This is a genomic window from Roseovarius autotrophicus, from assembly GCF_018069895.1.
GTDB lineage: Bacteria > Pseudomonadota > Alphaproteobacteria > Rhodobacterales > Rhodobacteraceae > Roseovarius > Roseovarius autotrophicus.
On record NZ_JAGQDH010000002.1, the window covers coordinates 174,806 to 200,092 of the forward strand.

At 65.0% G+C, this 25,287-nt stretch carries 26 protein-coding genes; 8 read left to right on the plus strand and 18 right to left on the minus strand.

Annotation, left to right across the window (positions count from 1 at the left end):
- Positions 1 to 58 precede the first annotated feature (58 nt).
- From KAK09_RS03920 to KAK09_RS03930, 3 genes are all read right to left on the minus strand, one after another.
- Positions 59 to 550 (minus strand): hypothetical protein, encoded by a 492-nt coding sequence (locus KAK09_RS03920; protein ID WP_210877544.1) that lies wholly within the window; start codon positions 548 to 550, stop codon positions 59 to 61.
- Positions 551 to 676: 126 nt separating this feature from the next.
- Positions 677 to 1,378, minus strand: a complete 702-nt coding sequence (locus tag KAK09_RS03925) for a response regulator (protein ID WP_210877545.1) — start codon at positions 1,376 to 1,378, stop codon at positions 677 to 679.
- Positions 1,375 to 1,872, minus strand: a complete 498-nt coding sequence (locus KAK09_RS03930) for a MarR family winged helix-turn-helix transcriptional regulator (RefSeq protein WP_210877546.1) — start codon at positions 1,870 to 1,872, stop codon at positions 1,375 to 1,377. The genes KAK09_RS03925 and KAK09_RS03930 overlap by 4 nt, the downstream gene beginning before the upstream one ends.
- 163 nt (positions 1,873 to 2,035) lie before the next feature.
- Here KAK09_RS03930 and KAK09_RS03935 point away from each other — a divergent pair, with 163 nt between their 5' ends.
- Positions 2,036 to 2,902, plus strand: a complete 867-nt coding sequence (locus tag KAK09_RS03935; RefSeq protein ID WP_210877547.1) for a branched-chain amino acid aminotransferase — start codon at positions 2,036 to 2,038, stop codon at positions 2,900 to 2,902.
- A 400-nt stretch (positions 2,903 to 3,302) separates the two neighbouring features.
- On the opposite strand, the gene KAK09_RS03940 is transcribed toward KAK09_RS03935, so the two are convergent.
- Positions 3,303 to 3,983 carry a rhomboid family intramembrane serine protease gene (locus KAK09_RS03940; protein ID WP_210877548.1) on the minus strand — a complete coding sequence of 227 codons (681 nt, stop codon included), beginning with the start codon at positions 3,981 to 3,983 and terminating at the stop codon, positions 3,303 to 3,305.
- Between the two features lie 74 nt (positions 3,984 to 4,057).
- On the opposite strand from KAK09_RS03940, the gene trpS reads away from it, so the two are divergent.
- Positions 4,058 to 5,086 carry a tryptophan--tRNA ligase gene (gene trpS / locus KAK09_RS03945; RefSeq protein ID WP_210877549.1) on the plus strand — a complete coding sequence of 343 codons (1,029 nt, stop codon included), beginning with the start codon at positions 4,058 to 4,060 and terminating at the stop codon, positions 5,084 to 5,086.
- Between the two features lie 168 nt (positions 5,087 to 5,254).
- Here trpS and KAK09_RS03950 read toward each other — a convergent pair whose 3' ends face one another.
- The 7 genes from KAK09_RS03950 to KAK09_RS03980 form a co-directional block, all read right to left on the minus strand.
- Positions 5,255 to 5,848 (minus strand): NYN domain-containing protein, encoded by a 594-nt coding sequence (locus tag KAK09_RS03950; protein ID WP_210877550.1) that lies wholly within the window; start codon positions 5,846 to 5,848, stop codon positions 5,255 to 5,257.
- 127 nt (positions 5,849 to 5,975) lie between these two features.
- Complete coding sequence (locus KAK09_RS03955; protein ID WP_210877551.1) at positions 5,976 to 6,950, minus strand: glutathione S-transferase family protein; 975 nt, start codon at positions 6,948 to 6,950, stop codon at positions 5,976 to 5,978.
- Positions 6,951 to 7,134: 184 nt separating this feature from the next.
- Positions 7,135 to 9,378, minus strand: coding sequence for a phosphoenolpyruvate--protein phosphotransferase (gene ptsP / locus KAK09_RS03960; protein WP_210877552.1), 2,244 nt, complete (start codon positions 9,376 to 9,378; stop codon positions 7,135 to 7,137).
- A gap of 60 nt (positions 9,379 to 9,438) precedes the next feature.
- Complete coding sequence (locus KAK09_RS03965; protein WP_210877553.1) at positions 9,439 to 10,677, minus strand: aspartate kinase; 1,239 nt, start codon at positions 10,675 to 10,677, stop codon at positions 9,439 to 9,441.
- Positions 10,678 to 10,764: 87 nt separating this feature from the next.
- Positions 10,765 to 11,412 (minus strand): SDR family NAD(P)-dependent oxidoreductase, encoded by a 648-nt coding sequence (locus KAK09_RS03970; RefSeq protein WP_210877554.1) that lies wholly within the window; start codon positions 11,410 to 11,412, stop codon positions 10,765 to 10,767.
- Positions 11,413 to 11,420: 8 nt separating this feature from the next.
- Positions 11,421 to 11,837, minus strand: coding sequence for a DUF1178 family protein (locus tag KAK09_RS03975; protein ID WP_210877555.1), 417 nt, complete (start codon positions 11,835 to 11,837; stop codon positions 11,421 to 11,423).
- 282 nt (positions 11,838 to 12,119) lie between these two features.
- Entirely contained in the window at positions 12,120 to 12,587 is a 468-nt protein-coding gene (locus KAK09_RS03980) for a GatB/YqeY domain-containing protein (protein WP_210877556.1), read from the minus strand.
- A gap of 152 nt (positions 12,588 to 12,739) precedes the next feature.
- On the opposite strand from KAK09_RS03980, the gene carA reads away from it, so the two are divergent.
- Complete coding sequence (carA, locus tag KAK09_RS03985) at positions 12,740 to 13,888, plus strand: glutamine-hydrolyzing carbamoyl-phosphate synthase small subunit (protein ID WP_210877557.1); 1,149 nt, start codon at positions 12,740 to 12,742, stop codon at positions 13,886 to 13,888.
- 93 nt (positions 13,889 to 13,981) lie between these two features.
- Complete coding sequence (locus KAK09_RS03990; RefSeq protein WP_210877558.1) at positions 13,982 to 15,904, plus strand: glycosyltransferase; 1,923 nt, start codon at positions 13,982 to 13,984, stop codon at positions 15,902 to 15,904.
- Here KAK09_RS03990 and KAK09_RS03995 read toward each other — a convergent pair.
- Entirely contained in the window at positions 15,845 to 16,489 is a 645-nt protein-coding gene (locus KAK09_RS03995; RefSeq protein ID WP_210877662.1) for a GntR family transcriptional regulator, read from the minus strand. The two genes, KAK09_RS03990 and KAK09_RS03995, sit on opposite strands and share 60 nt — an antisense overlap.
- Before the next feature lie 107 nt (positions 16,490 to 16,596).
- Between KAK09_RS03995 and KAK09_RS04000 the strand changes: the two genes are divergently transcribed.
- From KAK09_RS04000 to KAK09_RS04010, 3 genes are all read left to right on the plus strand, one after another.
- On the plus strand, positions 16,597 to 17,241 hold the full coding sequence (locus KAK09_RS04000) for a pyrimidine 5'-nucleotidase (protein WP_210877663.1): 645 nt from the start codon (positions 16,597 to 16,599) through the stop codon (positions 17,239 to 17,241).
- Between the two features lie 87 nt (positions 17,242 to 17,328).
- A complete protein-coding gene (locus KAK09_RS04005; protein WP_210877559.1) occupies positions 17,329 to 17,535 on the plus strand; it encodes a hypothetical protein in 207 nt (68 codons plus the stop codon).
- A 21-nt stretch (positions 17,536 to 17,556) separates the two neighbouring features.
- The gene (locus tag KAK09_RS04010; RefSeq protein ID WP_210877560.1) at positions 17,557 to 18,759 is read left to right on the plus strand and encodes a UbiH/UbiF family hydroxylase; all 1,203 of its coding nucleotides are present in this window, start codon (positions 17,557 to 17,559) and stop codon (positions 18,757 to 18,759) included.
- A 160-nt stretch (positions 18,760 to 18,919) separates the two neighbouring features.
- Here the strand turns inward: KAK09_RS04010 and KAK09_RS04015 are convergent, their stop codons facing one another.
- The 4 genes from KAK09_RS04015 to KAK09_RS04030 all read right to left on the minus strand — a co-directional run bounded on the left by KAK09_RS04015 (position 18,920) and on the right by KAK09_RS04030 (position 21,948).
- Positions 18,920 to 20,047, minus strand: a complete 1,128-nt coding sequence (locus KAK09_RS04015) for an aminotransferase class V-fold PLP-dependent enzyme (protein ID WP_210877561.1) — start codon at positions 20,045 to 20,047, stop codon at positions 18,920 to 18,922.
- A gap of 72 nt (positions 20,048 to 20,119) precedes the next feature.
- Positions 20,120 to 20,995, minus strand: a complete 876-nt coding sequence (locus tag KAK09_RS04020; protein ID WP_210877562.1) for a CHAD domain-containing protein — start codon at positions 20,993 to 20,995, stop codon at positions 20,120 to 20,122.
- A 42-nt stretch (positions 20,996 to 21,037) separates the two neighbouring features.
- Positions 21,038 to 21,496 (minus strand): Lrp/AsnC family transcriptional regulator, encoded by a 459-nt coding sequence (locus KAK09_RS04025; RefSeq protein ID WP_210877563.1) that lies wholly within the window; start codon positions 21,494 to 21,496, stop codon positions 21,038 to 21,040.
- Entirely contained in the window at positions 21,493 to 21,948 is a 456-nt protein-coding gene (locus KAK09_RS04030) for an Lrp/AsnC family transcriptional regulator (protein ID WP_210877564.1), read from the minus strand. Before KAK09_RS04030 ends, KAK09_RS04025 begins: the two co-directional genes overlap by 4 nt.
- 133 nt (positions 21,949 to 22,081) lie before the next feature.
- Between KAK09_RS04030 and ilvC the strand changes: the two genes are divergently transcribed.
- Positions 22,082 to 23,104: a ketol-acid reductoisomerase gene (gene ilvC / locus KAK09_RS04035; RefSeq protein WP_210877565.1), complete on the plus strand. Its 1,023-nt coding sequence runs from the start codon at positions 22,082 to 22,084 to the stop codon at positions 23,102 to 23,104.
- Between the two features lie 168 nt (positions 23,105 to 23,272).
- On the opposite strand, the gene folP is transcribed toward ilvC, so the two are convergent.
- Both folP and KAK09_RS04045 read right to left on the minus strand, forming a co-directional pair.
- On the minus strand, positions 23,273 to 24,283 hold the full coding sequence (gene folP, locus KAK09_RS04040; RefSeq protein WP_210877566.1) for a dihydropteroate synthase: 1,011 nt from the start codon (positions 24,281 to 24,283) through the stop codon (positions 23,273 to 23,275).
- On the minus strand, positions 24,283 to 25,209 hold the full coding sequence (locus KAK09_RS04045) for a dihydroneopterin aldolase (RefSeq protein ID WP_210877567.1): 927 nt from the start codon (positions 25,207 to 25,209) through the stop codon (positions 24,283 to 24,285). Before KAK09_RS04045 ends, folP begins: the two co-directional genes overlap by 1 nt.
- Positions 25,210 to 25,287: the final 78 nt, after the last annotated feature.

The following is a 25,287-nucleotide window of genomic DNA, read 5'->3' on the forward strand; positions in this document are numbered from 1 at the left end:
GCATATCCCGACATCGCCCTCGGCCAGAGACCGTCGGCAGCGATGCCGAGGCTCTGCTTCAGGGCCGGTCGCCGATTTCGCCCGAGAGGGTAAAGAGGCGCTTGGGCCCGCCTGCCGGTTCGATCTTGATCACGCCGACGCCGCGCTTGCCCTCGAACTGGCCGGTGCCGTTGACCAACTCCCAGAAGCCGTCATCGTGCAGTTCGGGCTTTTCCGCGCCCTTCATGAACACCGCGCGCACGGTGAACTTCACGATGGCCACATCGCCGTTTTCGGCCTCGAACCGAAGATAGCCGCGCGGGTCGCCTCCCATGGGCGGCTTGATGTCGTGCCAGCCGAATTCGGTGACCTTGGCCCCGGCAAGCGCGCCCTCGCCTTCGGACACGCCCTCGCGGCGCACGGCGAGGACGAAATGCGGCGTGCCGTCGCCCATCTCGAAGCGGATCTGTTCCTGCGGGTCGAGAACGGTGGTGACGCTGACGGGTGCGGCGAGTGCGGCACCGGTCACGAGCATGAGGCCGGCGGCGCCGAGGAATTTTGTGAACGGCATGTTGGGTCACTCCCTGAGAATTATTTCTGCCCGGATCGGACTCAGGCAGAAGGCAATTCTACGCAGCGAATCTCAACAGGGAAAACGTCCCGCAATATTCACATTTGCGTGTGTGAATATGTCGCTTCAGTCCGGTGCAAGCATATAGCCCTCGCCCCGCACGGTCTGAAGATAGCGGGGTTGTTTCGGATCGGCCTCGATCTTGCGGCGCAGGCGGGTGATCTGCACATCGACGGCGCGTTCCTGCGCCTGCCCGTTGTCGCGGCCAAGTTCCTCGACCAAACGTGCACGGCTGATCGCTTGCCGGAGGTTTTCGGCGAAGATGCGCATGAGTTGCACCTCGGTCGCCGTCAGCTTGATCGGGGCGCCCCCGCGCGTGAGTTCCGCACGCTCAATGTCATAGCGCACCGACCCCATCCTGAGCGCGCGCGGCTGCACCTCTTCTGGCTCCGGCTCGGGCATCCGGCGCAGGATGGCATTGATCCGCAGCAGCAGTTCGCGTGGCTCGAAGGGTTTGGGGAGATAGTCATCGGCCCCCGCCTCAAGCCCCTCGATCCGGTCGGCGGCCTCGCCGCGCGCGGTCAGCAGCAAGATCGGCGTGTTGCGGGTCTCGCGCAGGGTCCGCGTCAAATCGACGCCGCTTTCACCGGGCATCATCACATCGAGCACGATCAGGTCGAAATCGAGCCCCGCGAGCACACGCCGGGCGTGGGCCGCATCGCGCGCCACCGAGACAAAAAATCCGTGCCGCATGAGGAACTTGCGGAGCAAATCCCGAATACGCTCGTCATCATCGACGATCAGAAGGTGTGGCGACGGCTCGCTCATGTGTCGGACTCCCTGATGCCATGGTAACGGCGGCGCATCTCGGGGTCCATCATCGCTTCGAGCACCTGCCGAAATCCCGCCACCGCTTGCGGCCCCGCCGCGCGATAGGCGGCGCGCATCCGCGCGCGCTGTGCATCCGACAGCTTGCGTTCCAGCGCATGTCCTGCCTCGGTCAGCGTCAGGTGACGCTCTCGACGGTCGGTCGTGCCCACCCGGCTTTCCACCAGCCCGTCCTCGATCAGCGTGCGCAGAACGCGGTTGAGAGATTGCTTGGTCACGCCTAGAATGGCCAGCAGGTTGTTGACGGTGGTGCCGGGGCTGCGGGCGATGAAATGGATCGCCCGATGATGGGCGCGGCCATAGGCCATGGTGGCAAGAATGCGGTCGGGATCGGCGGTAAAGCCGCGATAGGCAAAGAACATTGCCTCGATGCCTTGGCGCAACTGCTCATCGGTGAGAAACAGAAGGTTTTCGCCGCCCTGAATCTCGGCCATGCCAATACTCCATTCACAATTCACGCGCCTCGTGGGGATATTACGTCAGCTTTATTGACATTCCAAGTTCGAATCGGTAGCAATTTTCAGAAACTGCGTAATTTTATGTCCGATGTGGCCATAAAATACGCAATAAATGAAAATATGATCAAGAAGGTGAACCATGGCAAGCTACGACGATCGCGACGGCAAGATCTGGATGGATGGCAAGCTCATCGAATGGCGCGATGCCAATGTACATATCCTCACCCATGCGCTGCATTATGCAAGCTCGGTCTTCGAAGGCGAGCGGTGCTATGACGGCAAGGTGTTCAAGAGCCGCGCCCATTCCGAACGCCTGCTGAAATCGGGTGAGTTGATGGATATGCCGATCCCCTACACGGTGGACGAGATCGAGGCCGCCAAGCGTGCGGTGCTCGAGGCCAATGGCCTCACCAATGCCTATCTGCGCGTCGTCGCCTTCCGTGGCGCAGGCGAGGATATGGGCGTCGCCGCCGCGCGCAATCCGATCCGCATGGCCGTGACCGCCTGGGAATGGGGCAATTACTATGGCGACGCCAAGATGAAGGGCGCGAAACTCGACATCGCCAAATGGAAGCGCCCCAGCCCCGAGACGATCCCCGTCGCCGCCAAGGCCGCCGGTCTCTATATGATCTGCACCATGTCCAAACACGCCGCCGAGGCCAAGGGCTGTTCGGATGCCATGTTCCTCGATTATCGCGGCTATGTGGCCGAGGCGACCGGCGCCAACATCTTTTTCGTCAAGGACGGTGAGGTGCACACGCCGCTGGCGGATGCAATCCTGAACGGTCTCACGCGCCAGACGGTCATCGGCATGCTCAAGGATCGCCAGATCAAGGTGCACGAGCGCCACATCATGCCCGAGGAACTCGAAGGGTTCGAACAATGCTGGCTGACCGGATCGGCGGCGGAGGTGACACCCGTGGGCCAGATCGGCGATTACACCTTTGAGGTGGGCGCCCTGACGCGCGAGGTCTCGCAGGCCTACGAGGCGCTCGTGCGCGCCTGACTGGTCAAACCCCACGGGACGCGCCGCCACTGTGGACCGTGCTGTGGGGCGAGATGTCGCCGATCGGGCTGCGCCCGCCATGGCGTGGCGGTCATCATTGAGGATCGCCACCAGCCATCGGCCCGCAATCGCGAAAATAATCGTCCGCGCCAGATGCCCCCAGTCATCGCATGGCGAATTCGCCGCAGCCGGGCGAAATGTGCCGCACTCCGGCTACGGGCCGTTCGCGCTTGATGTGGATGAATGGGCGACCGGTGAATCTGACGCCCAGAAGCACCGGAAAGGAGGCGAGCCAATAGCCGATATTGTAGACGCTCAACCATCGACCGCCGGCCGGCGGAATGGAAGGGCGCGCATCGCCTCGCCCCCGGCACCGGATCAGAGGCGAAAAATGCCGGGATTACTCGTGCCGCAGCCGCGCGACGAGCCGCGCCCAGCCACCGGGGATGAGCGGCACCGAGGCCACAAACCCGGCGGCAAACCCCGTCACATCGGCGACCCATGTGGGCGCGGCGCCGAAGAGCAGCGCAAACACCAGTTGCAGCCCCATCAGCACGCCGATGAGGGTGAAGGCCCGCGCCTGATTGGCGCCAAGCTGGCCAAGGCGCAACCACATCACATAGGTGAAACCGCCAATAAGGCCGTAGACGCCGGGAAACGCCCCGATAAGCCATGGCTGCTGGCCGGGCAGGGCGGCGTAGGCGACCGCGCCCGCCACGGTGGAAATGGCGAAAAGCACCAGCACCGCCCAGTGCCGGAACGTCCCGGACAGGAACTTGCCGAGTGCCAGCAGAAGCACGCCGGCGAACAGCGCATGGGTAAAGCTGCCATGGACGAAGGCATAGGTGACAAGGCGGCGGACATGCTCCACGGGATATTGCCCGGTCTCGATCATCCAGCGCAGGATCTCGGTGTGAAAGCCGTAATCCTCGATAGCGCCTGCGCGCCAGCCCACGGCCCCCGGCCCGCCGACAAGGCCCCGCGCTCCCAGTGAAAATGTCGCCTCGACCCCGATGATGACCAAAAACAGCACCAGTGCAAAGGGCGGCAGGGGGTTGAGGGGGCTGGGATCGTCGCGCATGGCCGCTCTCCTTGACGGGACATGGCGGCATGGGTAAGCGAGGCGGGCAGAGAAATCCACCACGGAGTGAGCCTATGACCGAGGCGGCCTTTACCCCGCGCGTCTTTTCGGGAATCCAGCCCTCGGGCAACCTGCATCTGGGCAATTACCTGGGTGCGCTCAAGCGTTTCGCCGAGGCGCAGGAGCAGGGCATCGAGACGCTTTATTGCATGGTGGACCTGCACGCCGTCACCGTCTGGCAGGAGCCCGCGGACCTTGCGCGCGCCACGCGCGAGCTGGCTGCGGGCTTCATCGCCTCTGGGCTCGATCCCGCGCGCTCGATCCTGTTCAACCAGAGCCAGGTGGCCGAGCACAGCCAGTTGGCCTGGGTGTTCAATTGCGTCGCGCGCATGGGATGGATGCAGCGGATGACCCAGTTCAAGGACAAGGCGGGCAAGAACGCGCAGAACGCCTCGCTTGGCCTCTTCGCCTATCCGGCGCTGATGGCCGCCGATATCCTAGCCTATCACGCCACCCATGTGCCGGTGGGCGAAGACCAGAAACAGCATATCGAGCTCACGCGCGACATCGCCATGAAATTCAACCACGATTACGGGGTGGAATTCTTTCCGGTCCCCGAGCCGGTGATCGAGGGCGCGGGCACGCGGGTGATGTCCTTGCGCGACGGGACCAAGAAGATGTCGAAATCCGATTCCTCGGACATGAGCCGGATCAACCTGACCGACGATGCTGACACGATCTCGAAAAAGATCCGCAAGGCCAAGACCGACCCCGAACCGCTGCCCTCCGAAGTCGGGGGACTGGAGAACCGACCCGAGGCGCGCAACCTTGTCAATATCTACGCGGCGCTTGCAGATATGAGCGTGGATCAGGTCATGGCCGAGGCGGGCGACATGGCGTTTTCCGAGTTCAAGCCGCGGCTGGCCGATCTGGCGGTGGCGCGTCTTGCGCCGATCTCGGCGGAAATGGCGCGGCTGATGCAGGATCAGGCCGAGATCGACCGCATTCTCGCCGACGGCGCGATGCGCGCCCGCGCCATCGCCGCCCCGATCCTCGACCAGACCTACGCGATCATGGGCATGGTCGGCGCGCGGCGGGGGTAAGGGGGCTGTCCTGCTGCGCCTCGCCACCCTCGGGCTTGTCCCGAGGGCCTCATGAGTGCTGGGAGATCCCTGTCAACGAACGCGGCCATCTCGTCGGGTGAGCGCGATATCGGCGAAAGATTTCTGCCCTTGTGGGTGTGACGGGGATGGTGGGCAGGACTGCGCACCCTACGCTTCTCCTGATCCTAATGCCGGGCGCGGCGTCTCCACATCCTCAAGCCAGAGCGCCCCGCTGCGATAGCCGCCCCGGATCAGCCGCCCAGGCTCGGCGATCTCGGGATAGTCGTCAGCCCAGTCCCGGTAGCGGTCATTGGTGACGATCGGCGCGTTGAAATCGCGTGCGACGGTCAGGAGATACGTATCGGCAATCGTGCCCTTGGGCACGACCAGAACACGGTCGTCGGGCAGACCGAGACGCTTGGCCATAATGTGATCGTCTTGATATCGGCCCGCCAGAAGGTAGCCTGCGTTGGCGTCGAAGATGACGGCGGGCGTCTGACGGCGGTCCCTGAGAAGGGCGATCACCTCGCGCAGGGTCTCGATCTGTGGGGTGTTGTCCTTCCAGTGCATGACGTTCGATCCGTCGATGAGAATCCAGTCGGGTGCCGGTGTCTTGCCGGACAAGGCCGCGCGCAGCCAAAGGATGAGCGCCGCGATTGCACAGGGCACGGCCAGCAGAATGAGATCGCCATAACCGGGCATCAAAAGCGCCACGGCAATGCCTGCCAGAGACACAAGGAGGATCAGGAGCGGAACAACCATGGGAGGTGTTTAGCGCGCCCGCCCCGCGGGGTGAAGCGCCCGATCCGGTCAAATCGCCAAAATGCGCCGGGAGCACCTACCTTGCTGTCGCCCGCATGGTCGGGGGTAGCCAGAACGCGATCCCCCCTTATCCCCGCCCATGTGGCGCGTCGTAATCCAGCACCGGGTTGATCGGGATGATCCGGTGCGGGTTCACCGTCTCGTGGCTGTAATGGTAGTGGCGCACGATCTGGTCGAAATTCACCGTCTCCTTCACGCCGGGCCATTGGTAAAGCTCGCGCAGATAGCCCCAGAGGTTCGGGTAATCGACGATGCGCTTGCGGTTGCACTTGAAGTGCAGGTGATAGACCGGATCGAAGCGGATGAGCGTGGTGAACAGCCGCCAGTCGGCTTCGGTCAGCCGGTCGCCCATCAGATAGCGGTTCTGCCCGAGACGCTCTTCCAGCCAGTCTAGGCTGTCGAAAAGCGGGTGCACGGCGGCGTCATAGGCGGCCTGGCTTGTGGCAAAGCCGGCCTTGTAGACGCCGTTATTCACCGTGTCGTAGATGCGTTCATTGACCGGCTCGATCTCCGCGCGCAATGCCTCGGGCCAGTAGTCATCGGTATTGCCGGTGAGGCCGTCAAAGGCGGAATTGAACATGCGGATGATGTCGGAGCTTTCGTTGGAGACGATGGTCTCGCGCTTGGTATCCCACAGGATCGGCACGGTGACGCGGCCTGAAATCTTCGGGTCGGCCTTGAGATAGATGTCGCGGGCGTAAGCCAGACCATAGAGTTTGTCCCCGGTCGCACCGGGGTAATCGGTTCGGAACTCCCAGCCTTCGGACAGCATGTCGGGATGCACCACCGAGACGCCGATGTGATCCGTAAGGCCCTTGAGCGCGCGAAAGATCAGTGCGCGATGCGCCCAGGGACAGGCGAGTGCGACATAGAGGTGATAGCGCCCGCTCTCTGCCCTGAAACCGCCCTCTCCCGAGGGGCCGGGGCCGCCATCGGCGGTGATCCAGTTGCGGAACTTGGCCGTGGAGCGGACGAACTTTCCGCCCGTTGATCCGGTGTCATACCAAGTGTCTTCCCAGATGCCGTTGACGAGTTGTCCCATGCTGATGGTCCTCCTTTCCTGTCAAGGTAGGGCAGGGGCGGGCGGTGCTGTAGCCCTGGTGCCGCGCAGCAGACGTGCGGGCGTGCACAGGAGGGCGGCATCGTGTGGCCCGAACGGATAATCTTGCGTGGCAGGCAGACGTCAGGGGCAGGCCCGATGATGACAGGCACCGAGCGCGGCGGACTCACAATTTCGAGCGCAGGTAATCCGTCGCGGCCTTGCGCAGGTTCTGCGTGCCGCGGGCGCGTTCTTCGTGCAGGATCGTGCGCAACTCGCCCAGATCCGTGTGGCGCAGAAGGCTCTTGACCGGGCCGATGGAGGCAGGCCGCATCGACAGCGTGCGAAACCCGAGCGCGGCAAGGCAGGCCGCCTCGATCGGGCGCCCGGCATCCTCGCCGCAAAAGCTGAGCCGGGTGCCGAGGGTGGCGCAGCGGTAGACGATGCCTTCCAGGAAATTGAGATAACTCATGTCGAGCGTATCGTAGCGGCGGCGCACGCGCTCGTTCTCGCGGTCGGCGGCAAAGAAGAACTGCTTGAGATCGTTGCCGCCGACCGAAAGGAAATCCACCTCCTGGAAAAAGGCATCGGGCGCGAAGGCGATCGACGGCGTTTCGAGCATCGCGCCCACCTCGATCTCCGAAGGGAGCGGGTGGCCGAGGATGCGTTCGCGATCGAGTGCCTTGTCCATCTCTGCACGGGCTGCGCTATACTCGTCATACTGCGCCACGAACGGGAACATGACGCTCAGCGGACGGCCCTTGGCGGCGCGAATGAGCGCCTGAAGCTGCATCCGCATCACGCCCGGCTTTTCCAGCGCCACGCGCACCGCGCGCCATCCCATGGCCGGGTTGGGCTCGTCCGTCGGCTTCATGTAGGGCAGCACCTTGTCCGAGCCGATGTCGAGCGTGCGAAAGATCACGCGCCGGCCCCTTGCAGCGTCCATCACGCGGGCGTAGAGCGCGCTCAACTCGGCGCGCTTGGGCATGTGGCTTCGGGTGAGGAACTGCAATTCCGTGCGGAACAGGCCCACGCCTTCGGCCCCCGAGCTTTCGAGACTGGGCAGGTCGGCCATGAGACCCGCGTTCATCTTGAGCGTGATCCGTGTTCCGCAAAGCGCCTGCGCCGGCTTGTCGCGGATCGAGGCATATCGCTCCTGCGCCTTCGCCTGCATCGCCATCTTGTCGCGGAAGGCGGCTGTCACGGCGTCGTCGGGGCGCAGATGCACGATGCCCTGGTCGCCATCGACAAGGATGAAATCGCCGTTGAGCGCCTCGGTGGTGATGCGCACGGCATTGATGACGAGCGGAATCGCCAGCGCGCGCGCAACGATCGCCGCATGAGAGCCGACCGCGCCTTCCTCGAGCACGATCCCGCGCAAGCCCCGCCCGTAATCGAGCAGTTCCGCCGGTCCGATGTTGCGCGCCACGAGGATGGGATCGGCGGGCATTTCGGCACCGGTCTCTTGGCCCTGACCGGTGAGAATGCGCAACAGGCGGTTGGAAAGGTCGTCGAGATCGTGCAGCCGCTCGCGCAGATAGGCATCCGTCACCTGTGTCATGCGCGCGCGGGCGGCGGATTGTTCCTTTTCCACAGCGGCCTCGGCCGACAGGCCGCTGTCGATATTGGCCTGCATCCGACGCATCCAGCCCTTGGAATTGGCGAACATCCGGTAGGCTTCGAGAACCTCGAGCTGCTCCTTGTCGCCGTCCTGCGCCGAATTCAGCATCCGGTCCACGCCGACGCGCAGCGTCTCGACCGCCTCGTGCAGGCGCTCCATTTCGCGGGTGGGATCCTCTGCGATCGGGTTGGTGATGACGACGCGCGGCTCGTGCAGCCAGACATGGCCTTGCGCCGCGCCTTCCTGCGCGCTGCCGCCCCGCAACATCACGGGCTGGCTATGGCGTGCCTTCATCGCCGCGCCCTCGCCGGTGAAGGCGCCAAGCTCTGCCATTTCGGCCAGAACCATGGCAACCACCTCGAGCGCGTATATCTCCTCGTCGGAGAAGAGCCGCTTTTGCCTTGACTGGGTCACCAGCACGCCCAGCTTTTCGCCAAGGCGCTGGATCGGCACGCCGACGAAGGAGGAATATGCCTCTTCGCCGGTTTCCGGCATGTAGCGGAAGCCGGGCGCAGCGGGCGCATCATCGGTGTTGATCACCGTGCCGGAGCGTGCAACGCGACCGACAAGCCCCTCGCCCAGCTTCAGGCGGGTCTGGTGCACGGATTCGGCGCGCAGACCCTCGGAGGCGCAAAGTTCAAGCGTGTTCTCGTCGCGGAAAAGGTAGATCGAGCACACCTCGGCGTGCATTTCCTCGGCGATGAGCCGAGTGATGCGGTCAAGCCGGGTCTGGCCGCCGCCCTCTTCGGCCATGATGGCGCGCAGACGCCCGAGCATCTGGCGGCTGTCGGTCCTGAACGTCTCGCTCATTGCGGCTGTCCCCAGATCCATCGTGTCGCGGACATGTCCGGACCCGACACCATGCCGGGATCAGGCGGCCTTGTCCAACCCGAAGGCATCATGCAGCGCCTGCACCGCAAGTTCCATGTATTTCCGGTCGATCAGCACGGAAATCTTGATCTCGGAGGTTGCAATCACCTTGATGTTGATTCCTTCATCACTGAGCGTCTTGAACATTTTCGCGGCAACGCCCGATTGCGAGCGCATGCCGATGCCGACGGCAGAGACCTTGGCCACCTCGGTATCGGCGATGAGGTCGTGATAGTTGATGTGCCCCGCCGCCTTGGCCTCGCTCAGCGCCTTCTCTGCCCGTTTCACCTGATCGGTGGGGCATGAAAAGGTCATGTCGGTGCGGCCCTCTTCGGCGATGTTCTGGATGATCATGTCCACATTCACCCCTGCCTCGGCCAGCGGGCCAAAGATCGCCGCGGCGATGCCGGGGCGGTCGGCGACCGAGACGAGCGTCATCTTCGCCTCTTCGCGGGAATAGGCGATCCCGCTTACCACGTTCGATTCCATGATTTCCTCCTCGGCGCAGACGAGCGTGCCGGCCTCATCAGATGGTTCCTCGAAACTGCTGAGCACGCGCAGTTTCACGTTATAGCGCATCGCCAGTTCCACCGATCGGGTCTGGAGCACTTTGGCCCCGAGCGAGGCCAGCTCCAGCATTTCCTCGAAGGCGATGCGGTCAAGCTTGCGGGCCTTGTCGCTGATGCGCGGGTCGGTGGTATAGACCCCGTCCACATCGGTGTAGATGTCGCAGCGCTCGGCGTCGAAGGCGGCGGCAAAGGCCACGGCCGTGGTGTCCGACCCGCCACGCCCGAGCGTGGTGATGCGGCCTTCGGGGCTGATGCCCTGAAAGCCTGCCACCACGGCCACGCGCATGCCTTCCGCGAACTTGGCGGTGATGTTGTCCGTGGGGATTTCCTCGATCCGGGCGGCGGAATGGGCTGAATTGGTCCTCAGCGGCACCTGCCAGCCCTGCCAGCTGCGCGCGGGGATATCCATTTCCTGCAACACCAGCGCCATGAGGCCGGCGGTGACGTTTTCGCCCGAACTTACCACCGCGTCGTATTCGCGCGCGTCGTGGAGGGGAGAGATTTCCCCCACCCAGCCCACAAGCTCGTTGGTCTTGCCCGCCATGGCCGAGACGATGACGATGACATCATAGCCCTTGGCCACCTCGACGCCGACGCGCTTGGCGGCGCGGCGGATGCGATCTGTGTTGGCAACCGAGGTGCCGCCGAATTTCATCACGAGAACGGGCATGGGCGCGATCCTGAGCGGGAATTTCGCGCGCGGTTTACGCTCGGGCAGGCGCGGGTGCAAGGGGGGCAGTCATCCGTGCGCCCGCTCTCAATAGGGATGCGCGCGCCCGTCCCATGTCTCAAAACAGCCTGTCGAGGCGGGGCCGAGCGCGGCGAAACGCGCGATCAGGCCGTGGGCGGCCTCGGTCACCGAAATCTCGGCCGCCGCCCCGCCCATGTCGGTGCGCACCCAGCCGGGGTGATAGATGCCCACTGAAATGCCCTCCGGCGCGAGATCGGCGGCAAGGTTGCGCCCGAGATTGAGCGCGGCGGCCTTGGAGGCGCGGTAGATGTAGCTGCCGCCCGGTGCCCGGGTGTGGCTGGCCATCTGGCTGGAAATGATGGCGATCTTCGCCGCTTCCGCCGTGCGCAGGTTGGGCAGGAGCGTCTGCACGGTGAGGAACACGCCGGTGACGTTGGTGGCTAGGCTCTCGGCCCACATCGCCGCCGGATAGCCGGTATCGAGGCTCTGGCCCTTGTCGGGATAGATGCCTGCATTGCAGATCAGCAGATCGACCGGACGCGCGCCGACATGCGCGGCGAGTGCCGTGAATTCCTCGGGCCGCGTCACGTCGAGCGCCACAAGATCGCCGCCGCCCCTGCGCCCGGTGCCGGTGACCTCGTGGCCCTCTGCGCGGAAGCGCGCCGCAAGTTCCGCGCCGATGCCGCGCGACGCGCCGGTGATGACGATATGCATGGAACCTCTCAGTTCGACCTGCGACGGGGGGTGAAGGGCAGCCTTGCCACCGGCACGCCATCCTCGATCAGGCGGCGCGCCTCGTCAGGGCGCGCCTCGCCATAGATCGCGCGTTCGGGAATAAGGCCTTCGTGCATGTCGCGCGCCTCGCGGGCGAACCGGGGCCCGACATAATCTGCCTTTTCCTCGACCCGGCGGCGCAGTTCGGCCAGCGCCTGTTCGGCGGGGTGGGGGGTGGTTTGCACGTCAGTATCCGCGCGGCCGTGCTGCACCTGCGGGGTCATAAGCGCCTTGTCCACCGCGCCCGAACCGCAGACCGCGCAGGCGAGCATCCCCGACGCGCAGAGCTTGTCAAAGGCCCCGGCGGATTGAAACCAACTGTCAAAGCGATGGCCCGCATCGCATTTCAGCGAAAACCGTATCATGCTTTTCTGCCCTGTTTCGAAAGGCCATAGTGATGCCTGCGGAGGGGAAGATCAAGCGGGACACATCTGGCCGGAAGACTCGGGATCGACATGTCTGGGCGTTTCAATCGCAGGATCAAGGCCAAGACAAGCCGCCACGGTCAGCCCGGCAGGGCACGCATATGAGGGTCGCCTCCTGTCCGCCCGCTCCCTGACATCAGGAGGCCCCGAGTGATCCGTGCCCGGACCGGACCCACCCTTGTTGCCGACGCCGCCTGTCACAACGCCTGGCGCGGCGGCGCTTTACTGACCCTGGCCAAGCCGCGCCTTGATCTGGCCGCCGACGGCGCCGAAGTCCATCTGCCCGGCATGGCGCTCCTTGAGCTTGCCCATGATCTTGCCCATGTCGCGGATCGACGTGGCCCCCACATCGGCAATTGCCTTTTCGACGGCGACGCGCACCTGTGCCTCGTTGAGCTGACGCGGCAGGAATTCCTCGATCACCGCGATCTCGTCGCGCTCGCGCTCGGCGAGATCGAGTCGCCCGCCCTCTTCATAGGCGCGCACGCTTTCGTTGCGCTGCTTGGTCATCTTGGCGAGAATCGCCAGGATTTCGGGATCGCCCAGGGGGGCGGTATCCTCTGTGCCGCGCTGTGCGATCTCCTGATCCTTGATTGCCGCATTGACCAGCCGCAGCGTGGCGAGGCGGTTCTGGTCCTTGTCCTTCATGGCCTGTTTCAGGGCGTGGTTGACCCGGTCGCGCAAATCCATCTGTCCATCCCCATGGCGGTTAGCAAGGCACCGACACTAGACAATGTGCAGGCCCAAGGCAACCTGTCCGCAAGCGGCGCGGATCGCGCTTGACCCGGTCGGGGGCTGGCCCTAGGTATGCGCCGATTTGCCCAAGCCCGGAGACCCGCCCGATGGCCCATGCTGCCAAACCCCGCCCGACCGCCTGCCTTGCCCTTGCCGATGGCTCGCTCTTTTACGGACAGGGGTTCGGCGCGATCGGCGAAACGGTTGCGGAACTGTGCTTCAACACCGCGATGACCGGTTATCAGGAGATCATGACCGACCCGTCCTATGCCGGGCAGATCGTGACCTTTACATTCCCGCATGTGGGAAATGTCGGCGTGAACGTCGAGGATGATGAGACCGCCGAGCCGGTGGCCGAGGGAATGGTGGTCAAGTGGGACCCGACCGAGCCGTCGAACTGGCGCGCCGAGGAGCATCTGGCGCAGTGGCTGGCGCGGCGCGGGCGTATCGCCATCGGGGGTGTGGACACGCGGCGCCTGACGCGGGCGATCCGCCAGCAGGGCGCGCCGCATGTGGCGCTGGCGCATGATCCTTCGGGTAATTTCGACGTGGCGGGACTGGTGGCGCAGGCGCGTGGTTTTGCGGGGCTGGAGGGGATGGACCTTGCCCGACGCGTGACCTGCGCGCAATCCTATCGCTGGGACGAGATGAGATGGGCCTGGCCCGAGGGATATGCGCGCCAGACGCAAGCGCGCCACAAGGTCGTGGCGGTCGATTTCGGGGCCAAGCGCAATATCCTGCGGTGCCTTGCGAGCGCGGGCTGCGAGGTCACGGTTCTGCCTGCCACCGCCACTGCCGAGGAGGTGCTGGCACATCAGCCCGACGGGGTATTCCTGTCGAACGGTCCCGGCGATCCGGCGGCGACGGGGGACTATGCCGTGCCGATGATCCGGGGTGTGCTCGACCGTGGCCTGCCGCTTTTCGGGATCTGTCTTGGTCATCAGATGCTGGCGCTGGCGCTTGGCGGCCGCACGGTCAAGATGAACCATGGCCATCACGGCGCGAACCACCCGGTCAAGGATCTGGAGACCGGCAAGGTCGAGATTACCTCGATGAACCACGGCTTTGCCGTCGATGCCCAGACCCTGCCCGCGGGGGTGATCGAGACGCATGTGTCGCTCTTCGACGGTTCGAATTGCGGTATCCGCCTCAACGATCGACCGGTTTTCTCGGTGCAGCACCACCCCGAGGCCAGCCCAGGCCCACAGGACAGCTTTTACCTTTTCGAGCGGTTCGCGGCCTCGATGGTGCGCTGAGCACAGGATTCTTCCGATCCGTTAACCACCTGTTAAAACTTCATTAACCATCCGCCCGATAGCCTATCCGAAGGGACAGGTTGGAGCGACGGAATGGGTATTTCCGAATTGCGCCAGATCGGCCATGGTGCTGGCGGTGAGGGGCTCGACAAGGTCGGGCGTGATCTGGTCCGGCACGGCATGCTCAGCCGTGCCGATGCCGCGCGCGCGGGGCTGGTGAAGCGGCAATGCGACACCTCGCTTGACCGTATCCTTCTGGCCGAAGGGCTGGCGCAGGAGGATGACCTGCTTGCCCTCCATGCCCGCCGCCTTGCCAGTCGGCGGCTTGAGGACGCGGCGATTGCAAGCGCCGAGGAGATCGAGACCGGGCTTGATCCCCGCCTTTTGCTCAAGCACGGCGCGCTGGTGCTGCGCGATGAGGCTGGTCTGCCCTGCATTGCCAGCGATGGCGCCGACAGCCTGCGCGTTTTCCGCAGCCTGCTGCCTGCGGATCTGGCGCGGGCGCGGCAGGTGATCGCCTCGCGTGCGGCGGTGCAGGCGCGGGTGGCCTCGCTGCACCGCGACGCGCTACGCGACATGGCGGCGACGCGCACGCCCGAAGCCGAAAGCTGCCGCACCTGGGCCGCGCGCCCTGGTCGGCGTCTGCGCCTGACCTGCGCGGCGCTGTTGGTCGTATGCACGTTCTGCGTCCTGTTCCCGGTCGCCGTGTTCGGCGTGCTGGCGGTCTGGGCTGGGATCACGCTGATCGTGGCGGCGGGGCTGAAGGTGGCGGCCTTCGTCGCGGCGATGGCGGGCCGGGACACAGAGCCGTCCGCGCCGGTCACCGCGCCCTTGCCGCGCGTGTCGATTCTTGTTCCGCTGTTTCGCGAGACCGAGATCGCCCATGCCCTTGTCGCCCGCCTTTCTCGGCTGACCTATCCGAAATGCCTGCTCGACGTGATCCTCGTGCTGGAGGAGGAGGATCATCTGACCCGCGACACCCTTGCCAGCATCGACCTGCCGCCCTGGGTGCGCCCCGTGGTGGTGCCCGACGGTCAGCCCCGCACCAAGCCACGCGCGATGAATTACGCGCTCGATTTCTGCCAGGGCGAGATCATCGGCATTTTCGATGCCGAGGACGCGCCCGACCCCGACCAGATCACGCGGGTGGCGCGCCGTTTTCAGACCGCGCCGCGCGATGTGGGTTGCCTTCAGGGGGTGCTGGATTACTACAACCCGCGCCAGAACTGGCTGGCGCGGTGTTTTACCATCGAATACGCGACCTGGTTCCGCACCATCATGCACGGCATGGCGCGGCTGGACCTTGCGCTGCCGCTTGGCGGCACGACGCTTTACATGCGCCGCGACGTGCTCGAAAGCCTCGGCGGCTGGGACGCGCATAACGTGACCGAGGATGCCGATCTGGGCTTTCGCCTCGCCCGGCACGGCTGGCGCACCGAGATGATCGATACCGTGACCGAAGAAGAGGCCAATTGCCGGCCCTGGGCCTGGGTCAGGCAGCGCTCTCGCTGGCTCAAGGGCTACATGACCACATGGCTGGTGCACATGCGTGCGCCCCGGCTGCTATATGCGCAGCTCGGGCCGCGCCGGTTCTGGGGGTTTCAGGCGCATTTCATTTCGGCCCTCAGCCAGGTTCTGCTTGCGCCGGTGCTGTGGTCGTTCTGGCTGGTACTGTTGGGGCTGCCGCATCCGCTTGGGCCGTTCTTGCCGGGCGCGTTGCTTGCGGTGGTGTGCGGCCTGTTCCTGACGGTCGAGGCGCTGACTATCTGCATTCATGCCGTGACCGTCTCGACTCCAAGCCATCGCCACCTTCTGCCCTGGGTGCCGACCATGCATTTCTATGCCCCGCTCGCGGCCATCGCCGCCTACAAGGCCGTTCATGAACTGGTGTTCAGGCCGTTCTTCTGGGACAAGACGGCGCATGGCCTTTCGGACACGGCGCGCGGGCGCTCCGCCTCAGACGGTGGATCTGAGCTCACCCGAGTCGAGCTTGAGGCGGGTCACGAAGGCCTTTGAGATGTGATCGCGCAGGGCGCGCGCTGCCGCATCGCCATCGCGCGTTTCGATGGCACTGACAATGGCATCGTGTTCGGCCAACGCATCCTCGCCGCGCCCCTCGGCAGCCAGTGACGTGGTGGCCAGAAGCGCCATGGAGCGATGCACGAGGTCAAGCTGCTGTACCAGAAAACGGTTGTGCGAGGCGAGGTGAATCTGCTTGTGAAAGCGCCGGTTGGCGCGCGAAAGCTCTTGCGGATGGTCGAGCAGCGCGCGGTCGTCCTCGACCATGTCGCGCAGCACGCGCACTTCCTCTGGTGTGGCATGGCGCGCGGCAAGTTGCGCCGCCAGCCCCTCAAGCTCGGCGCGCACCACGTAAAGCTCGGCCAACTGGTTGTAATCGAGCGAGGCCACGATCAGGCTGCGGCCGTCGCGCGTCAGCATGGATTGGGTCTCGAGCCGCTGAAGCGCCTCGCGAATGGGTGTGCGCGAGACGCCGAAGCGTTCGGCCAGGTCGCTTTCCACTAGGCGGTCGCCGGGTTTGAACACACCCATGTCGATCGCTTCGAGGATGAGCGTGTAGGCATCCGTTGTCGGGGGCTTCATCAGCGCGTCCGTCCGTTTTCGTGTCATGGCGCGACCTTACGCGCTTTGGCCCGGTGATCAACCCCGACCCGATTGCGCGCAATGTCGCGCTGGCCTATGGTCCGGCCATGAAGAAACAGGATTTTGCCCATGTGACCACATGGGTTTTCGATCTCGACAACACGCTTTATCCGCCCGAGGCGCGTCTTTTCGATCAGATCGAGGCGCGAATGACGGCCTTTGTGCAGGGCTTTCTGAAGGTGAGTGCCGCCGAGGCTGACCGTATCCGCCATGACTACTGGCGCGAGCATGGCACGACGCTGGCGGGGCTGATGCGCTGTCATGACCTCGATCCGGGCCCCTATCTGCAAGAGGTCCACGATATCTCGCTTGGCCACCTGACGCCCGATCCGGGCTTGCGCGCGTCCATTGCGCGCCTGCCGGGTCGGCGGATCGTCCATACCAACGGCTCGGGCGACTATGCCGCGCGGGTGGTGGCGGCGCGCGGCCTTGCGGGCGTGTTTGACGCGATCTACGGCGTGGAACATGCGGGGTTTCGCCCCAAGCCCGAGGCCGGGGCCTTTGCCGCCGTGCTCGAGCGCGACGGATCAGAGGCGGGGCGTGCGGCGATGTTCGAGGACGATCCGCGCAACCTTGCGGCACCTCACGCCATGGGGATGCGCACCGTCCATGTCGCCCCCGCGCCGGTCGCGGCCGCGCATATCCATCACCATACCGATGATCTGGGCCGCTTTCTCGCGCGACTGATCTGAGAGCCTGCGGCGGAACGTCCCTTTGAAGCGCGCGGTTCGGCGCCTTACCTGAGTCACGGATTCAGCTATTGCAAAAGGAGCGCCCCGATGAGCCTTGCCAACACCCACGCCGCCCCGCGCGCCTCCGCCAAGGGCGAAGCCGCGACCGTGCTGCGCATCCTGCTGAGCGTGGCCGTCTTTGTCGCAGGTTGGGCGACAAGCGTTGCGATCTGGGGGATTCCGGGGCTTTATATTCCTGCGCTGGCCTTGGTCCCTGTGATCTGGGCGGCGCTTCTGATCATTTCGCGCGGGTAGCGTGTGACGAAAGGCGGGGACATGACGGGCGAGAGCGTCGATATCCTGATATCGGGTGGCGGTGTGGCGGGGCTGACAGCGGCGACGATCTTTGGCCGCGCGGGCTTTTGCGTGCTCTGCGTAGATCCCACCCCCCCTGTGATTGCGCGCGATGCCGAGGGCTCGGACCTGCGCACCACCGCCTTTCTGCAACCCTCGCAGGCGCTGCTGGAGCGCGCGGGGTTGTGGGGGCGTCTTGCCCCCCATGCCGCGCCCTTGCAGATCATGCGCGTGGTCGATGCTGGCGGCGAGACGCCAGAGCCGCGCATTGTCAAGGATTTCAACGCCGCCGACATCTCCGAGCGGCCATTCGGGTGGAACCTGCCCAACTGGCTCTTGCGGCGCGAGATGGTGGCACATCTGGAGGGGCTGCCCAACGTCACCTTCCGCCCCGGCACGGCGACTACCACGCTCTTTACCCGCGAGGCGGAGGCGCGCGTGGGGCTGTCGGATGGTTCCCGCGTGCGCGCGCGGTTGGTGATCGCCGCCGACGGGCGCAATTCGCCGATCCGGGAAGCCGCAGGCATCCGGGTGAAAACGATCCGCTACGGGCAGAAGGCGCTCGCCTTCGCCGTCACCCACCCGATCCCGCATGAAAATGTCTCGACCGAGATCCATCGTTCGGGCGGCCCGTTCACGCTGGTGCCGCTGCCGGATCACGAGGGGCGGCCATCTTCGGCAATCGTCTGGATGGAGGAAGGGCCGGAGGTGGCGCGCCTTGCCGCATTGCCGGTCGATGCGTTCGAAGCGGCGATGAACGCGCGCTCGTGCCACCTTTTCGGGCCACTCACGCTTGCCTCGCGGCGGACGGTCTGGCCGATCATCAGCCAGATCGCGGACAGGATGTGGGCCGAGCGCGTGGCGCTCGTGGCCGAGGCGGCGCATGTGGTGCCGCCCATCGGGGCGCAGGGGCTGAACATGAGCCTTGCCGACATGCGCGTGCTGGCCGATCTGGCCGAGGCCGCGCCCGAGCGGCTGGGCGAGCGCGCCATGCTGGAGACCTATCACCGCAAGCGCCACTGGGAGGTGGCGGCGCGGGTGCGCGGCATCGACCTGCTTAACCGCGCCTCGATGCTGTCGGCACCGCCCTTGCGCGACGCGCGTGCCAGTGCGCTCAATGCGCTCTATTCGCTCGCGCCGGTGCGCAAGACGCTGATGCAGATGGGGCTTGGCGCGTGGGGGTGAGTGGGTGGTTTTGGGCTGAAGCGGACGTTCGAAGCCGCCGCACAGTGCCCGACCGGGGGCGGTCGGGCACTGTGCGGCGGCGCGTTCCGCGCCTTGATTCCGCGCATTGGCACCAGGCTCCCAACGTCCGCGCCAGGCCAGTCGCGTCCTGTCCCCGCCGTCACAACACCCGGTCGAGCACCGTCTCCAGCCGTCCGAGGGCGCTCTCTACATCATAGAGCTTGTCCAACCCGAACAACCCCAGCCGGAAGGTGCGAAAGCCCTCCGGCTCTCCCACCTGCAAGGGCACGCCGGCGGCGATCTGCATCCCTTCGGCGGCGAATTTCTTGCCGTTCTGGATGTCGGGGTCATCCGTATAGCTGACCACCACGCCCGGCGCGCCAAAGCCCTCGGCGGCAACCGAGGTCACGCCGCGCGCGGCCAGCATGGCGCGCACGCCGTTGCCCAGTTCCCATTGCGCGTCGCGCAGCCGCTCGAACCCGTAATCGCGCGTCTCTACCATCGTGTCGCGGAAGGCGCGCAGCGCATCGGTGGGCATGGTGGCGTGATAGGCGTGGCCGCCGCCCTCATAGGCTGCCATGATCGCGCGCCATTTCTTGAGATCGAGCGCGAAACTGTCCGATGTGGTCTCTTCCAGCCGCGCCACGGCGCGCGCCGAGAGCATCACGAGGCCCGCGCAGGGCGAGGCCGACCAGCCCTTTTGCGGCGCGGAAATCAACACATCGACGCCGGTGGCCTGCATGTCCACCCAGGCACAACCGGAAGCGATGCAATCCAGCACCATCAGCGCGCCCACCTCATGCGCGGCCTCTGCCAGCGCGGTCACGTAATCGTCGGGCAGGATCAACCCGGCGGACGTCTCGACATGCGGGGCAAAGACAACATCCGGTCTTGCCTCGCGGATCTTCGCCGTGACCTCCTCGATGGGGGCGGGCGCAAAGGGCGTGGTCGCGCCATTGCCGGTCTGGCGGGCCATGCAGACGGTTGTATCGGCGGTGAACTGACCGGCATCGAAAATCTGGCTCCAGCGGAACGAGAACCAGCCGTTGCGCACGATCAACGCATGCGATCCGCGCCCGAACTGCCGCGCCACGGATTCCATCGCGTAGGATCCGCCCCCGGGGATCACCGCCACGGCGTCGGCCTTGTAGACCTCCTTCAGCATGGCGGAAATGTCGCGCATGACCTCCTGAAAGGCCGCGGACATGTGATTGAGCGAACGGTCGGTGAAGACCACCGAATATTCAAGAAGGCCGTCGGGATCGACCGAGTCGAGAAGGGCGGGCATGGGGGACTCCTGATGCTGTGTCGCCCGCCAGATTGCGCAACGGCCGCGGCAATGTCCACGCCTCTCTTGGTCTTACCAGCCCTTCCACCAGCTCTGCCAGCGGCGGGCAAGGGCCTTTGGCTCTTCGACAAAGAGCCGCTCCCCGAGCGCGAGCGCCTCGGCCTCGATCCGTGCCATCTCTGCCGCGACGGGGGCCTGCATCGCCGCGACCGTCCAGGGCGGGAAATCCCCCTCTGTCAGATGCGCGCGCATGTCATGCAGATCGTGATGATCGCCCAGCACCTCTCCCAGGGCCTTGGCGAGATCGCGTTGCGGATCGATCCGCCGGGGCCGGATCGGACGCAGGATTTGCGCGTGATACCAGTGATACTTTACCGGCTTGCGCCAGTCGTGGAACGCCTCTGGCGCACTGCTTGACTGTGCGCGCTCCAGCCCGCGCCGCCCCTGTGCATAGGTCTTTTCCAGCCCCTTGCGCGCGGGAGTAAAGCCTTTGGCGGTCAGCCGCCAGCCCGCGATCCGCGCGCGTGCATCGGTCAATGTCGCGCGGAACGTGGCGATATCGGCGACGCGGTCGGTGGCGAGGTGGGGCAGGGCCTCGGCCGTAAATACCGCACGGATCGCGGCCAGAGCGTCCGTATCCAGCCCTTCGGGCACGGCCCCGGCCAGCCGGTCCAGTGTCTCCAGCCCCGCCCCGCCAGCGCGCAGGGATTCAAGTGCCTTGGCGGCATCGCGAAACGCCGCGTTCTCTGTGTCGAAGGTGGCAAAGGCGGGGCGCACGAGGCGAATGAGGCCGCGCAGCCGCTTGCAGCGGGCGCGTGCCTCGTGGATGCCGCGCACGTTCTCGCCGGGGCGACCGACAGCGACCAGCGCACCGTCGATCTGCGCGCGCGCGATCCGGCGAAGGGCCGCAGCCAGAGACTTGTCGGATCTTTTCAGTCGAAAGGCCATCCTAGTGAAAATAAGCCGAAACCGCGCCCACGCAAGCCCGCCTCAACCGATCGGGCCGGGGCGTCGTTCTTCGGACAAAAGCACATTGGCCTCGACATTGCCCACGCCGGGCAGGGTCATGATCCGCCGGCGCAGCACACGTTCGAAATCGGAGATGTCGCGCGCCACCACGCGCAGCCGATAATCGTAAAGCCCGAGGATATGCTCGACCGTCTGCACCTCGGGAATGGCTGTCACCGCGCGCTCGAAATCCTCAAGGCTGACGCGACCCTTGGTAGCAAGTTTCACGCCAAGGAACACCGTCACCCCAAAGCCCAGCTTTTCGTGATTGAGATCAAGCCGTTGCCCCTTGATCACCCCCGCCTCGTGCAGCCGCCGGATGCGCCGCCAGGTGGCGGGCTGCGACAGGCCAAGCGCGCGCCCGATAGCGGTGGCGCTTTGGGTCGCGTCCTCTGTGAGCGCGCGCAGGATCTGCCGGTCGATGGTATCGAGTGCGATCACAGCGGCAGCGCCTCGTCGGACTTGATCCGCGCCACATGCATCAGCGCCTCGATATCGGCGATATGCGGCAGGGTCAGAATGGCGCTGCGATAGAGGCCTTGATAATGCGCCATGTCGCGCGCGATGATCGAGAGGCGAAGATCGACTCGGCCAAGAAATGTCTGTATTTCAATGACCTCCGGGACGTTTCTTGCGGCAGAGATGAATTCGTCAAAGGCGCGTGGCTGCGTCTTGTCGAGCGCGATGCGCAAGCTTACCTCGACCGCGTAGCCAAGCGCGCGCCAGTCGATCACCGCGCGATTGGCGCGGATGATGCCCGTGCTGCGCAGCCGTTCCAGCCGCCGTGCGCAGGTGGCCGGGGCCAGCCCCGCACGCAGCGCCAGCTCCGCCGGGCCAAGATCGGGCGCGTGCTGGTATTGGCGCAAGAGCCGCCGGTCGATGTCGTCGAGCATGATATTCTCACCATAGCTTCACTGTTCGAATAAATACTCAATAATACGCCGGAATCCATGCAAAACAACACGGGCCATTCCGGGCACACCGGATTAGGCTCTGCCCATCCAATCCAACCTGAAGGAGACCGCCATGCGCGTCTATTATGATCGTGACTGCGACATCAACCTGATCAAGGACAAGAAGGTTGCCATTCTCGGCTATGGTAGCCAGGGTCATGCCCATGCCCTCAACCTGCGGGATTCGGGCGCGAAGAATGTCGTCGTGGCGCTGCGCGAAGGCTCGAAATCGGCCAGGAAGGCCGAGGCTGAAGGCCTCAAGGTCATGGGCATCGCCGAGGCGGCGGCCTGGTGCGATCTGATCATGTTCACCATGCCCGACGAATTGCAGGCCGAGACATACAAGAAATACGTCCATGACAATATCCGCCCCGGTGCGGCGATTGCCTTTGCCCATGGCCTCAACATCCATTTCGGCCTGATCGAGCCGAAAGAGGGCGTGGACGTGATCATGATGGCCCCCAAGGGCCCCGGCCACACCGTGCGCGGCGAGTTCGTCAAGGGCGGCGGCGTGCCCTGCCTCGTGGCGGTCGATACCGATGCCTCGGGCAAGGCTCTGGAAATCGGCCTTTCCTATTGCTCGGCCATCGGTGGCGGGCGCTCGGGCATCATCGAAACCAATTTCCGCGAGGAATGTGAAACCGACCTGTTCGGCGAACAGGCGGTGCTTTGCGGCGGCCTCGTCGAACTGATCCGCATGGGATTCGAAACGCTGGTCGAGGCAGGCTATGCGCCCGAGATGGCCTATTTCGAGTGTCTGCACGAGGTGAAGCTGATCGTGGACCTGATCTACGAGGGTGGCATCGCCAACATGAACTACTCGATCTCGAACACGGCCGAATATGGCGAATATGTCTCGGGGCCGCGGGTGCTGCCCTATGACGAGACCAAGGCGCGGATGAAGGGGATCCTCACCGACATCCAGACCGGCCGTTTCGTACGTGATTTCATGCAGGAGAATTCCGTGGGCCAGCCCTTCTTCAAGGGCACGCGCCGGATGAACGACGCCCATCAGATCGAGGAAGTGGGCAAGAAGCTGCGCGGCATGATGCCCTGGATCTCGGCGGGCAAGCTGGTGGATCAGGAAAAGAACTGAACCATCTGATATCAATAAGAAAAGGGCACCCTTCAGGGTGCCCTTTTTGCATTCCGATGCATGATCGGGTGTGTTGTCTTGGGAAAAAGGTCATAAAAGTTGAAAAAAGACAACATTACTGGCATAGCCGTGGATATTATGCACGTTAAAATTGATAAACGACAATCACTATCGGGGCGCGGTGAAGGTAACGGCCTGCCACATGTCACGCGCGGCACGGGTTTCGGCCACGTCATGCACGCGCAGGATCTGCGTTCCTTGCGCCATAGCCATCACCGCGGCGGCCAGCGATCCAGGGACGCGGTCGGCGGCCACGGGCGTGCCGGTCAGATCACCGATGAAGCGTTTGCGCGAGGCACCAAGGAGCACCGGACAGCCGATCCCGTGGAAAAGCGAAAGGTTCTGCAAGAGCCGCAGGTTATGGCCTTGCGTCTTGCCAAAGCCGATGCCGGGATCGACGGCGATGCGCGCGCGCGGGATTCCAAGCGCGGTCAACGCCTCGACGCGCGTTGAAAGCCAGTCATAAACATCGAGCAGCACATCGTCATAGCGCGGATCCTGCTGCATCGTTTCGGGCGTGCCTTGGGCGTGCATGACGCAGACCGGCAGCGCGTGCGCGGCGGTGAATGGCGCGAGGTCGGGATCAAAGGTAAACCCCGCCACGTCGTTGACGAGGGTGGCGCCTGCGCGGGTGGCTGCGCGCGCCACGGGTGTCTTGCGGGTGTCGATGGAAATGGGAATGCCAAGTTCGGCGCGAATGGCGGCTATCACGGGCGCGGTGCGCGCGATTTCCTCGTTCATCGGAACAGGGGCGGCACCGGGGCGGGTGGATTCACCGCCCACGTCGAGAATGGCGGCCCCCGCGGCGGCCATGGCGCGGGCGTGCATGAGCGCCTGCGCGGGGTCGAAATGACGGCCACCATCGGAAAAGCTGTCGGGGGTCACGTTGAGAATGCCCATGATCTGCGGCGCGCCCATGTCGAGACCAGCCAGAGCCACACGCGGCGCGGTCAGGCGGGCAAGCATCTCGGGGGGCATGTCGGCCGCGGGCAGGAGGCAGGGCGGCGCGTCGCGCGACAGCACCTCGACACTATCGAACCAGCACCAGCCGCCGGCAAGCGGCAGGGCATCGGGGCTGCGGGCGGCATCGGTGCGGGGAACGGGGCGATAGTAGCGCATCAAAGACCCGAGCGGGCGATATCCTGAAGCAATACCGGCACGCGGCTGGCGGCAGGTGGCGCCTCACCGATCAGAAGCAGGTCAGACGCCTCGATATAGCCCGCGAACCAGGCGGCAAGATCGACCGGGCTCTCGGGGCCGGTGCGTGGTCCGTCCACCGCGTCGAGCACGATCTTGGAAGGGGCCCAGACGCTGATCTGGCCGTGCTTCATGGCCCAGTCAAGCTCGGTCCTTGTGGCGACGACCACGCAACGGTCATCGCGTCCGGCCAGCACCCAGGCGTTCTGTTCGAGCGCCAGCAGGTCCACCCGACGCTGGGTCATGCGGTGACCGGTGTGGGGCGCGGGCGTATCGGGATGCCCCACGCAGAGGATCACCGGCTCGGCGCGCGCCTGAAGCTGATCGAGCCAGCGCCCGAGATTGGCCGAGCGAACCGCTTCATTGCTCAGAAACACCACATGCGGGCGCGGCGTCGTGTCGGGCAGGGGCGTGGCGCGGGTCGCCAGATCGGCCACCGAGCGCACGATCTCGACGCCAAGCGCGCCGGGGCCGCGGTCGAGCTTTTCAATCCGCACGAAACAGCGCATGGCCTGCGGCTCCCACAGGATGCGCTCGGCGATACGCTCGGCGAGTGTCTCAAGCAGGTTGAGCCGTTCCTCGGCGAGCGCGGCGGCAATTGCCTCGGTCACGCGGTCATAGGACAGGATGCGGTCCACATCGTCGGAAAGCGGGGCCTCGGGCGGGCGCACCTCGACAACGATGTTGAAGCAGACCCGCTGCGTGGTCCCGCGCTCGGCCTGAAAGGCGCCGATCTCGACCTCGACCACATGATCGCGCACGGAAATGCGATCGAGCGGACCCTCGGGCGCGGTGGCGCGGGCGCGGGCGGCGGGATGCTCGAAGGCAAGACGGATTTCGTGGCTCATCGCGGCGGTCCTGATGCGGGTCTTGGGCCATTGGGTAGCACGGGGGGCGGGGCGCGGGAAACCTGGAAAACGACCCAT